Raw genomic sequence first — 11,674 nt, forward strand, 5'->3', positions numbered from 1 at the left:
GTCCGCTTTATGCGGGCTTTTTTTGGGTAAAAACTGCGCAGGGGCAATATACAATAAAAAAATAAGGTAGAGAGAGATGTCATTACAATATATAAGCGGAGAAGAGATTCGCGAGGGTGATGTTGTGATTTGGTAAATCAAAATGGTGAGTTTTATCAATTTGATTGAGCCATTATGAAAGTTTGGGAGCTTGCTAAAACCAAAATCTGTCGGTTTGGGGAATCTAGTCGCGATCAATAATTTAGCAGATAAGTATGAGCATGGTTTAGGTGTACCGCTGGATTTAGATATGGTAATTGAACTATATCAACAAGTAGTAGGTCAGGTCATAGTGGCAGATTTAAGTTTAGGCCGTATGTATTTAGAGGGACGAGGGGTTGAGCGCGATTTAGCATCTGCCCGAAAACATTTAAATGTAGTACTGGATGCCCGGATTAGTGGGACAGATGAGATACGGGCAGAAGCAATGCAATTAATCGCGTCCTTTACAGAAGACAACCCATTGCAGCAGGCACAATATTTTCTTAAAAACACAAGGGATTACTCAATTGATCAGATTAATGATCAGATCCGAAAAATTGATTCCTTTTTACATTTAGATAAAGCCAAACAATTATTTTTTAAACTGTTCTTACTGAATGCGCAAAAGGGTGAAGCTTCCTCACAGTATCAAGTGGGTTATTGGTATTTAAATGGTTTCTATACCGAAAAAGATTTAGAGGAAGCGGCGTATTGGATTCAGAAAGCGGCGGATCAGAAAGGCCCGTATGCAGAATGCAAGATTGGATATATGTATGAAAAAGGGCTCTATTTTAATGCAGATTTAGACGTTGCAGAAAAATGGTATAAGCGTTCATTACGAAAACCTTGTACAGCGTATACGCCCGAATATATCGGAGAGCAGATGAATCCTGAGTATTTAAAAATGTATGACAGCATCAATAATGAAGCACTCAAGAGATTGGTGTGTATTGAAGAAAAGCGACCGAAACGTAGCAGGTGGCAATTTTGGAAGAAATAAAAAGTAAATTTTTTGCAACGATTGCTATTTGCTATGGTTGTATCGTTAATAGCTTTTATAAATCTAAATATATGTATTTAATAAACTATTTTTATGTGAAATAGCTTTAAACTATAGGTTTATTATGATTTAGGTCTAAATAATGAAGCTATTTATACATTGTAGAGAGTGAATCCCGACCATTGTCGTGGTGTTTATTGATTATGTTTGAGCTGACAATTTAGTCACGTGCTTATGCGTGTTTTGCCATAAGGATGTTTACTATGGATGGAGATCAATCATGGCGTTAACACAACGTGAAAAATTACAAAAATTTCTGGTGGTTTTTTTATGCTTTTGGGTCGCTTTCTTTGAAGGTTTTGACCTGCAAGCCCCAGGAATTGCGGCAAAGGGAATTGCGCAAAGCTTTGCTTTAGATCAAGTGCAAATGGGTTATGTGTTTAGCCTTGGTGTGTTTGGTATGTTGTTTGGAGCTTTTTTTGGTGGACGCATTGCAGACTACTTGGGACAAAAGAAAGTTTTGATGTTGTCTATTGGTATTTTTGGGGTATTTTTCGCAATCACAGCCATCGCACCGAATCTTGAAGTTCTATATCTTGCTCGTTTCCTGACTGGACTCGGTTTAGGGGCAGCTATGCCAACCATGATTTCGGTGGTTGGAGATGAAGCTACGGAAGCCAACCGCGGTAAGCTCAATAGCTTGATGTACTGTGGTTTGCCTGTAGGAGCAATTTTTGTTGCAGGCTTAGCGATTTATTTTAAAGACATTCAGTGGCAAACTTTGTTCTTAGTCGGTGGATTGACTCCACTACTTTTGTTGCCGTTTATGGCGATGATTTTGAAAGATAAGCCTAGAACTGTACAGATCGAAACTGAATTTAATCAAGCTGTTCCAAAAATGGCAGATGTTCTGTTTAAAGCACAGCAATATCAACGAACAGTGCCTTTATGGTTAGGTTTCTTTTTTACCCTTATGATCAACTATATTTTAATTAGTTGGTTACCGAATTTATTGATGGAACAAGGTTTAACGAAGCAACAAGCCTTCAGTATTATGCTGATTTTTCAAGTCGGGGCTGTAGTCGGTACTTTGGGTTTGGGCTATTTGTTAGATCGTTTGAAACTTTGGCAAATGGCCAGCATTATTTATGTCGGGCTTGCTGTAGCACTTGTTTTGTTGTTCACAACCACATCAATTCCGCTATTGGTTTTTGCTGGTGTAATGGGTGGAATATTTTCAACGGGTGGACAGTCGATTTTATATGGTATTTCACCTATCTTTTACTCTGGTGCGGGCAAGGTTACAGGGGTGGGAAGTGCTATTTCTCTAGGCCGCCTGGGTGCAATGACTGGACCATTGTTAACGGGAAAAATTTTAGCACTTGGCCTTGGAGCTACAGGAATTTTAGTCGCAAGCCTACCAGCAGTAATGATTTCAGCGGCAGCTGTGACAGTCTTGTCTCGTTATAAAACGAAAGCATAAGTAACTTTTTGGTGTAAATGGGTATTTAAGAAGCAGACGAGATTGTCTGCTTTTTGTTTTGACAGATAAACTAAGCTTAAGAGTTGTTTAATAGAAAAATAGATAAAAATTGCCAATTATGTTATTTCACAAAATCGTCGCTGTATCTTAAATTGATTTTACGTTCTTAATATGAGGTCAATAACATGACGATGAAATGTATCCGTTTTAACAGTGGAGAACTTGCATGCCAATGCCAGTTTGTATGAATCACCAAAAACAGCGCACTCGTCTTGGTTTAGGGGAGGTATCAAATCAAGATGAGAAATCAAAATGACAACCACAAGCAATTCAAATATCTAATGCCAAAAAAACTGTAAAGCCCCTGAGATTGGGGCTTTTTTTATTTTAATCTGTAACTGTTTGATTCACAGCATCACGCACTTCTTTGGGTTCAATATGGCTAATTTTATTGCCAAAGCTACGTAACCACCACACCAGTTGCGAGGTGAAAGGTACTGTAGCATGAACCAAAATATGTCCATTTCCAAGCGGTTCTAATACTTGATTGGTGCTGAGTTTGGTTTCTTCCAAATACAACGCATCAATTTCAGTCATGGTCAGAGTGAGTGCAACATTCTCTGTGGGTTTAGAGAAGTCAACACGGAAACCCAAAGCACCTGATTCGATATATTCATCAATATCGAAATTAACAGGATGTAAAGCACGAGAGTTCAAAACTGTGGCTGACTTGAAACGGTGCAGCGCGAAAGTTTGGATATCCGTTTTATCGTGGCGGGTACAAATCAGATAAATAATTGCACCTTTTTGGACCAATGCCAGTGGGTTTAATGTATAGGTTTTTGCTTCAATAGCTTGATTTAAGCCTTGATATACACACTCGAGTTGTTTGTCTTGTAGTAGTCCTTCATAGATGGCTTGTTGTGCTGATTTTTCAACAATCGGAGGAATCAAAGGTTGAGTTGCAGGCACGATGCGTACACGGTTAATCCATTGACGAACATTGTTTTGTGTGGATAGACTTCGGCGAGCCAAGTCAAACCAAGGATTCATTTCTTCAATCAAACTTGGTGGCAGCAGATGTTTTAAATGTTCCTCAACCATCATAAAAGTGACCGCCTGCGAACTGGTCATGTGCGGTAAACTCTGAATAGGTGCATCGGAGCGCCAGCGCCAACCTTGAGGAACTGTACCATTATTTTCAATAGGAAAACGTTGCGAAATTTGGTTTAAATCACGTTGAATGGTACGTAAAGTAATGTCGATGCCTTCGCGTTGCAAAATCTCTTGCAACTCGCGTGTCCCCATCCATTTTCCAGTAGAAAGGCGGGATAAAATTTGCCACTGACGGTAGAGGCTATTGGACGTTTCTTTTTCTTGTGCAGACATAATGGAATAAAATATAGAAGTCGAAATTACTTACTTGAATGAGAACACAATAAAAAAACTCACTCGTTTAAGCAAGCTTTGCTTTAATTTTTTCAGTTATATTTTTTGACACAACTTAATGCGAAATAGAATTGAAGTGTTTGGCTTTTTATCAATTAATGAAAGAAAGCAATCACCATACCTATGGCATAGTTATTGCTTCATGAGTATTACATACCGATAATAATTGAGAGGTTTGTATGTTTAAAGAAGATAAAGATACAAATGTGAATACGATGTTGGAAGGCTACAACCTAGACCAACCTGTATTGAACCCGATCGACTCTCAAGATCGCTTATCGAGCCAATCTGTTGGATTATTCCATCAAATGACGTCAAATTTCTTTAACGAAATGACGGACGATAACGCGATGTCAGGCGATGCCTGTGTACGGATTGAGCAATGGTTGTCACAGTACAACTTAAAAGAACTTGAAGGATTAAACCAAGTCGCAAAGCAACATTTTTTATATGAAGGTATTACTTTTACTGTTTATGGAGAATCTGAGGGCATTGAACGCACTATTCCTTACGATTTGATTCCGCGAGTAATTGCGAAACAGCAATGGAATAAAATTTCATCGGGTTCCGCACAGCGTGTAAGGGCTTTAAATTTATTTTTACACGATATTTATCATCAACAAGAGATTCTCAAAGCTAAGATTATTCCAGAACTTCAAGTGCTAACACATGAAGCGTATCAGCCACATATGTATGAACATAGCTTAAAAGGTAAAATTTACAGTCAAATCAGTGGTATAGATATTATACGTGATGGTCAGGGTGAGTTTTATGTACTTGAAGATAATTTAAGAACACCGTCAGGCGTCTCTTATATGCTAGAGAGTCGCAAAATTAGTGAAAAATTAATGCCTGATTTAATGCAAAAAAGCAATATTTTAGGCATAGAACAATATCCACAATTACTCAAAGAAATTTTGGCTGAAAATGCCTATGTCGATCAGCCCTTTATTGTGGTGTTAACACCGGGACGTTTTAACAGTGCTTATTATGAACATGCCTTTTTAGCTCGTGAAATGGATGTGCCTTTAGTGACATCACGTGATCTTTTTGTTGAGCATGATAAAGTCTATGTGAAAACGATTCGTGGACGTCAGCGTGTTGATGTCATTTACCGCCGTTTGGATGATGCTTATCTTGATCCTTTATGTTTTATGCCAGACAGTACTTTAGGTGTAGCTGGATTAATGTCGGCTTATCTCAGCCATAACGTGGTGATTGCAAATGCGCCTGGCACAGGAGTCGCAGATGATAAGGCGATTTATCCTTATGTCGATAAAATGATCCAATTCTATTTAGGTGAAAAACCTATTTTAAAAAATGTTCCAACATATCAATGCCGTAACAAGCAAGATCTGGCTTATGTACTGGATAACCTTGAGCAATTAGTGGTTAAAGAGGCACAAGGCTCAGGTGGCTATGGTATGCTGATTGGACCGCAAGCATGCAAAAGCCAAATTGAGCAGTTCAGAGACAAGCTCATGGCTACGCCACATTTATATATTGCTCAGCCTACATTAGAGCTTTCCGTTAGCCCAACGATGACTGAATTGGGTGTTTCAGAGCGCCATATTGATCTAAGACCTTTTGTACTTAGTTCCCCATATCGTACCGAAATCGTCCCTGGTGGACTAACCCGTGTTGCGATGAAAGAAGGTTCACTGGTGGTCAACTCATCCCAAGGAGGAGGAATTAAAGATACTTGGGTTGTAGAAAATTTACATTCATAAATAACTAAATATGAGGGTATAAGAATGATTTTATTAAGCACCAATGCAGAAAATATTTTTTGGTTAGGACGCTATTTAACTCGTACTCAATATTTGTGTTCACAGTTTCCGTTTACACAAGATCAACCTGCAATGGACTATGCACATGCGTTTTGCCTACCTGCTTTTGATGCTTGTTCGTTGAATGAACTGATTTTAGACCCAAGCAATCCTGCATCATTTAATCAACAATTTCAAAATGCTAAATCCAATGTGCAAGACCTGCGTGGTATTTTATCGGCAAAAGCCTATGCGGAACTAAATCAATTTATAAAAAATGCTACAGAAAATGCAGCTTATATTTGTGATGTTGTTGGTGAATGTCAGGATGTGCTCGAAGCAGAAGCAAGTGATGTATTCTTATTTTTTAGTTTAGGACAAATGATTGAACAGCTTGATAGGCAAATTCGTCTGAAGCAAGAGAAGCATCGTACATTGGTTGAGATTGATAATATTGTTGATGTGTTAAAAGGAATGGGGTGGATTGCTCTCGCTCAAGCGTGGACACAACTTAAAGCACAGCCAGATGCAATGAGTTTTTATCATTTTAGTGATTATATCCAACAACTGTTTGAGGTAGATGTATGAGACTTATGATCAACCATCAGACGCATTATCAATACAGTGAAGCTGCATGCAATAGCATCCAATATATTAAAATGACACCATCGGATAATTCACATCAGGAAGTTTGCCACTGGCATGTGAGTGTGCCAGGAGTACGTGAAGAGAAACGAGATGCCTTTCAAAATATTTGGATCACGAGTTCACAGCGTGAAGCTTATCAACAATTGACTATTATGGCACAAGGTATTGTTGAGATTAACACGCAGGCCGAGCATGGTATTCAAGATCATCTTAACCCAAATTTATTTTTACAGCCTACGCCGAATACTCAATGTAATGCTGAAATGAAGGCTTTTGCACATCAGTATGTGCCGACAGTTAATCGTGAAAATTTAATGCAACTATCCAATGCAATTTTGGGGCATATTCCTTATGTAGCTGCAGAAACGTCGGTACATACATCTGCAATTGATGCATTTAATGGTCAGCAAGGCGTATGTCAGGACCATAGTCATGTTTTTATTGCGATGTGTAAGCATTTAGGCTTGCCAGTACGTTATGTTTCGGGTTATTTACATGTACCTGAAACTTCGCACCTCGCCAGTCACGCATGGGCAGAGGTGTATATTGATGATGTATGGTATTGTTTTGACACCAGTAATCAATTATTTAGACCGCAGTCGCATATTTATGTGGCTATTGGGCGTGATTACTGGGATGTTGCACCCGTTCGCGGTGTACGTGAAAAAGGTGGAGTGGAATCTATGCATTCCATTGTACAAGTTTTAAGTTGTTAAGGTTTAGCTGAAAAGGATGTTCTATGACCTATTGTTGTGCTCTTCGTCTTCAAGATGGTTTGGTTTTTATTAGTGATACACGTACCAATGCGGGCGTAGACCATATATCAGTGTTTAGAAAGCTGTATACCTTTGGGATTGAGGGTGAACGATTTATTGCCATTCAGACCTCTGGAAACTTAGCCACAACCCAAGCTGTGATAGGACATCTAAAAAATCATTTGGAGTTAAGCCAAGAACCCAATTTATATAGTGTCAACACTATGTTTGAGGCTGCAGAGCTGGTTGGGCATACCTTAAAAAAGGTCTTGGCAGATGTGACCTCAGACACGCAGGAACAAAGTAATTATTACTGTAGTTTATTGGTCGGCGGGCAAATTAAAGGTGCAGAAATGCAACTTTATAATATTTACCCACAAGGTAACTTTATTTGTGCAACGAAAGATACCCCTTATTTTCAAATTGGTGAAAGTAAGTATGGCAAACCAATTTTAGACCGCGCGCTACGTTATGACATGCCTTTAGATGAGGCCATACGATGTAGTCTCATTTCGTTTGATTCGACCTTACGCTCTAACGTCTCTGTTGGCTTACCCTTAGATGCATTGGTATATAAAAAAGATAGTCTGCATGTTCCTGTAGGTAAAAGGATTTACGAAGAGGATCCGTACTTTTCAAGTATCAGTAAGCAATGGTCAGACACTTTAAGAAAAGGGTTGCAAGAACTGGCAAAACCTACAGATGACTATTTAGAATAATAGTTCTCGGTATTAAAAATAGAAACTTGTAGAAGTTTATGCGGCAAATTTTCTATGCAAGTATTTCAACTTCAAGTCATGTACAACTGTTTTAAGATGTTTGAGATATTTTAAAGCAAGCGCGAAATTTTAATGCGTTGTTGGATATTTCTGTTGTTCTTTACGATGTAGATCAGCATTATTTTTTAATACTTAGTAGGTGATGACGTTGTTTTATGATGATTAATGTCAAAAATATTAAAAGCACCCCAGCCATAAAGATATCAAGGTCTTTGAGGTAAAATCCATACAGGCAAGACATTTTCAGGCTTGAGGCATGAAGTATCTGTAACACCTGAAGCGTGTACATCACAAAATGTATGAGATGAGTTCTACTTAATTTGCCCCACAGACCATGCACCAACAGTAAATTGTTTAGTTGTTGCAAGATCTTGATGATGCTCAGGCTGATGATGGTTCGCACTGAAAAAAGCCCAAGTTAAAACTTGGGCTTTTTTGTTAGATTTGCTTGCGGGTAGGGCGGTTACTTAAACGGCAAAGCAACTCATAACCAATGGTTCCATTGGCTTCAGCGACTTCATCGACTAAACGGGTATTACCCCAAAGTTCAACTTTTGCGCCTAATTGAGCATTGAGTCCAGTCACGTCAATTGCAATCATGTCCATTGCCACACGTCCAACCACTGGGACAGTTTGTCCTTTAATGGCAACATAGTTTTGCTTTGGAAATGCACGTGGGTAGCCATCACCATAACCAATAGACACAATAGCCAGCTCAGTTTTGTTGTTTGCGACAAAATGTGAACCATAACCAACTGCTTCACCTGCTTGAATGGTATTCAATGCAATGATTTCTGCTGTGAAAGTCATAACAGGTTTTAAGTCCAAGTCATGTGCATTTTTATCGGCAAAAGGCGATGCGCCATAAAGCATGATGCCCGGACGGACAAAATCAAAATTAAGTTCTGGCCATTTAAAAATAGCAGCCGAATTACAACAAGATGCGAGGATCGGAGCACAGGCATTTTTAACCTGTAGAAATTGTTCTCGCTGTTGGTCATTCAGTGGATGCTGCTCGCTATCAGCATTCGCAAAGTGCATAGCCAGTACACATGTAAAGCCTTCGGCTTTCAGTGTGTTGATGACATCTATAATTTCAGCAACTTTAAAACCTAAACGGTTCATACCGCTGTTGAGTTTGACCCATACTTTAAGCTTGTTTTCGATATATGCAGTTTTATGCGCGAGTAACCAATCGACTTGCTGTGGATGGTGAATTACGCATTCAAGCTTTTGTTCGATGACACTCGACATTTCATCGGCCGTAAAAACCCCTTCAATCAGGGTAATCGGTTGCTCAAAACCGAGTGCACGAATTTCCAGTGCTTCTTCTAAACAGGCGACACCAAAGGCGTCTGTTTCACTTAAGGCTGCTAAACAGTCTTTGACTCCGTGTCCATAAGCATTGGCTTTGACCATGCTGACGATTTTCGCGTTTGGGGCAAGTTGTTTGACACGGTTTAAATTATATTGCAGTGCTGTACTGTCAATATAAACTGTTGCTTGACGCACCCTCATTACTCCTACAGGGTCATGGAAAGGCGATGATGAAGCATTAACTATTCTTCATCATCGTACTGAGCATAAAACTCAGGGGATAGATTACTAAAGCGGGTATATTGGCCTTCAAAGGCAAGTCGCACGGTACCAATAGGTCCGTTACGCTGTTTACCAATAATGATTTCCGCTGTGCCTGCTTCTTTGGACTCTTTGTTATAGACTTCGTCACGGTAAATGAACATGATTAAGTCGGCATCCTGCTCGATCGCACCAGATTCACGTAAATCCGACATTACGGGGCGCTTGTTGGGACGGTTCTCAAGAGAACGGTTAAGCTGAGATAGTGCGATCACAGGGCACATCATTTCTTTGGCTAGAGCTTTTAAGCTTCGTGAAATTTCCGAAATCTCGCCTACGCGGTTATCACCCATGCCAGGCACTTTCATCAACTGTAAATAGTCGACCATGATACAGCCCAATTTACCATCGTGCTGTTTTGCAATACGACGTGCACGCGCACGAACTTCTGTTGGGGGAAGTGCAGAGGAGTCATCAATATAGAGCTTTTTTTCTTGCAGTTGCAAAATAGTGCCCGTAACTTTAGACCATTCATCCCCATCGAGTTTGCCCGCTCGCAAATGCCCTTGATGCACTTTCCCATAAGAAGAAATCAAACGCATAGCAATCGAATCTGCTGGCATTTCCATGGAATAAACCAGAGCAGGTAAGTCATTATTAAATAGCACACTTTCCACTAAATTCATTGCAAAGGTGGTTTTACCCATTGAGGGACGTGCTGCGACAATGATCAAGTCTCCTGCTTGCATACCTGATGTTTTATTGTCTAGTTCAACAAAACCTGTGGTTAAACCAGTGATGCTACCTTCCATCTGAGACAGTTCATTCAACTTATCAAAAACATCTGCTACAACGGTGTTGATAGCTTTCGGGCCTTGTGCCTTCGCATTGTTATTGTGTTGTTCAGCCAATGAGAAAATATTGGTTTCTGCCAAATCTAAAATTTCACTGACACTACGACCTTTGGTGTCATAGGCATTTTGTAGAATCTCAGAGCTGACTTTAATCATGCTGCGTAAAGTTGAAAACTCTTTAATCTTGGTGGCATAAGTTTCCATGTTATAGAAACTGGAAGGGGAGTCTGCCATCAGTTGCATTAGATATTCTTCACCGCCTACAGCATCGAGTAGGTTTTGTGTGGTGAGCCAATCATGCACTAAAACAGCGTCATAGGGGGAGCTGTCTTTAGAAAGTTGTGCAATTGCACGGAAAATATACTTGTGGCGTGTTGCATAGAAGTCATTTTCAGTAAGTACATCGCCGACTTGTTCAAAGGACTCAGCAACCGTCATTAGCGCGGCAAGAACAGCTTGTTCTAATGCTAAATTGTGCGGAGGCGTGCGGAATTCTTTCAGTTGCCCTGACTCATTCGGTTTATTGTCTTGTTTCGATGAGCTCTTTTGAGCAGTGGCAGTCGCCTGTGACATATAACGCCCTGATTTTTAATGCAGTAAATGTTGAAACAAAAGTCAATTTCACTGAAATTTTTTTTAAAATTTCAGTTGATCAGCAATATGCACTTTACCAAAAAATGTGCGTGCTGTGTGTTGAATTGAAAAACTGTGTTATGGATAAAAACCATCATGTTAAAAATGGATTTTGGAAGCCTAAATAGGACTGTGTAAAAAATGGCTTTTTGATAGAGATAAAAAAAGAGCATGCCAAGGCATGCTCTTTTTTTTGCAAGAAATTACTCAGATACGATAGTAACGAGAACTTCAGCAACAACATCATGGTGCAATTGGATTGCGATGTTGAATTCGCCAGTGTGACGAAGTGCACCGTTCGGTAAACGAACTTCTGCACGGTCAACTGTAAGACCAGCATTTGTTAACGCGTCAGCGATGTCACGAGTACCGATAGAACCGAATAGTTTACCTTCGTCACCAGCTTTAGCAGTGATCACGATGTTAACTTCGTTCAATTGGTCAGCACGTGCTTGAGCAGCAGCTAAAATTTCAGCTTCTTGTTTCTCAAGTTCAGCACGACGAGCTTCAAAAGCAGCAGTGTTAGCTTCAGTAGCTGCAACTGCTTGACCTTGAGGGATAAGATAGTTACGGCCGTAACCAGCTTTAACTGAAACTTTATCGCCTAATTTACCAAGGTTTTTAATGCGTTGTAATAAGATAATATCCACAGCTCAACCTCACTTATGATTGTCAGTGTAAGGGATCAAAGACAAGTAGCGAGCT

10 protein-coding genes are annotated in these 11,674 nt (G+C 39.7%); 6 read left to right on the forward strand and 4 right to left on the reverse strand.

The window, feature by feature from the left end; genetic code table 11:
- Positions 1–190 precede the first annotated feature (190 nt).
- Positions 191–1,021 carry a tetratricopeptide repeat protein gene (locus B4F08_RS04740; protein WP_291373500.1) on the forward strand — a complete coding sequence of 277 codons (831 nt, stop codon included), beginning with the start codon at positions 191–193 and terminating at the stop codon, positions 1,019–1,021.
- A 280-nt stretch (positions 1,022–1,301) separates the two neighbouring features.
- Entirely contained in the window at positions 1,302–2,504 is a 1,203-nt protein-coding gene (mhpT, locus tag B4F08_RS04745) for a 3-(3-hydroxy-phenyl)propionate transporter MhpT (RefSeq protein WP_110975238.1), read from the forward strand.
- A gap of 387 nt (positions 2,505–2,891) precedes the next feature.
- Here mhpT and B4F08_RS04750 read toward each other — a convergent pair whose 3' ends face one another.
- Positions 2,892–3,893, reverse strand: a complete 1,002-nt coding sequence (locus tag B4F08_RS04750) for a helix-turn-helix transcriptional regulator (protein WP_086207743.1) — start codon at positions 3,891–3,893, stop codon at positions 2,892–2,894.
- A gap of 239 nt (positions 3,894–4,132) precedes the next feature.
- Between B4F08_RS04750 and B4F08_RS04755 the strand changes: the two genes are divergently transcribed.
- Genes B4F08_RS04755 through B4F08_RS04770 form a run of 4 tightly spaced genes read left to right on the forward strand, consistent with a single transcriptional unit; the run spans position 4,133 to position 7,844 of the window.
- Positions 4,133–5,683, forward strand: a complete 1,551-nt coding sequence (locus tag B4F08_RS04755; RefSeq protein ID WP_086207742.1) for a circularly permuted type 2 ATP-grasp protein — start codon at positions 4,133–4,135, stop codon at positions 5,681–5,683.
- A gap of 24 nt (positions 5,684–5,707) precedes the next feature.
- Positions 5,708–6,310: an alpha-E domain-containing protein gene (locus B4F08_RS04760; protein WP_291373504.1), complete on the forward strand. Its 603-nt coding sequence runs from the start codon at positions 5,708–5,710 to the stop codon at positions 6,308–6,310.
- Positions 6,307–7,086: a transglutaminase family protein gene (locus B4F08_RS04765; protein WP_086207740.1), complete on the forward strand. Its 780-nt coding sequence runs from the start codon at positions 6,307–6,309 to the stop codon at positions 7,084–7,086. The genes B4F08_RS04760 and B4F08_RS04765 overlap by 4 nt, the downstream gene beginning before the upstream one ends.
- A gap of 23 nt (positions 7,087–7,109) precedes the next feature.
- Positions 7,110–7,844 carry a proteasome-type protease gene (locus tag B4F08_RS04770; protein ID WP_291373506.1) on the forward strand — a complete coding sequence of 245 codons (735 nt, stop codon included), beginning with the start codon at positions 7,110–7,112 and terminating at the stop codon, positions 7,842–7,844.
- Positions 7,845–8,342: 498 nt separating this feature from the next.
- Here B4F08_RS04770 and alr read toward each other — a convergent pair whose 3' ends face one another.
- The 3 genes from alr to rplI form a co-directional block, all read right to left on the reverse strand.
- Positions 8,343–9,416 (reverse strand): alanine racemase, encoded by a 1,074-nt coding sequence (alr, locus tag B4F08_RS04775; protein WP_119062905.1) that lies wholly within the window; start codon positions 9,414–9,416, stop codon positions 8,343–8,345.
- 47 nt (positions 9,417–9,463) lie between these two features.
- Complete coding sequence (gene dnaB / locus B4F08_RS04780) at positions 9,464–10,909, reverse strand: replicative DNA helicase (protein WP_086207737.1); 1,446 nt, start codon at positions 10,907–10,909, stop codon at positions 9,464–9,466.
- Between the two features lie 263 nt (positions 10,910–11,172).
- On the reverse strand, positions 11,173–11,619 hold the full coding sequence (gene rplI, locus B4F08_RS04785) for a 50S ribosomal protein L9 (protein ID WP_086207736.1): 447 nt from the start codon (positions 11,617–11,619) through the stop codon (positions 11,173–11,175).
- Between the last annotated feature and the right edge of the window lie 55 nt (positions 11,620–11,674).

Origin of the sequence: Acinetobacter sp. UBA6720 (genome assembly GCF_002454215.1) — a bacterium.
In the GTDB taxonomy this organism is placed as follows: domain Bacteria; phylum Pseudomonadota; class Gammaproteobacteria; order Pseudomonadales; family Moraxellaceae; genus Acinetobacter.